Below are 371 nucleotides of genomic sequence, written 5' to 3' on the forward strand. Positions count from 1 at the left end.
AATGCGCAGGCGCAGACTGACTACAGCACCGCGATCGGCGCCAATGCCAACGCCTCGGGTGATGCAGCCACTGCACTTGGTGCCAACGCACAAGCCAACGGTCTCAACAGCGTGGCGCTGGGTGGCGGCACCAGTGCGAAGGCCGCCAACAGCATCGTGGTCGGCGCGACTTCGTACGTGGATCCCAATTCAACCGGTGCCATCGTGATGGGCAACGGCGCAGCGGCCACCGATGGCAAGGATGCGAACGGCAATCCGAAAGGCTCGATCAACAGCGTGGTGATCGGCGACAGCGCCTTGGCTTTCTCCGGTGCGCAGAACGGCGTGGCGATCGGCTATCAGGCGGCGCTGGCGCAGAACTCGCTCGATGC

Annotated in this window: 1 pseudogene; it reads left to right on the forward strand. The window is 64.4% G+C overall.

Annotation, left to right across the window (positions count from 1 at the left end):
* Nucleotides 1-371 (forward strand): annotated as a pseudogene (locus Y882_RS18270) (hypothetical protein); the annotation flags it as partial.

This window comes from Dyella japonica DSM 16301 (genome assembly GCF_001010355.1).
In the GTDB taxonomy this organism is placed as follows: Bacteria; Pseudomonadota; Gammaproteobacteria; order Xanthomonadales; family Rhodanobacteraceae; genus Dyella; species Dyella japonica.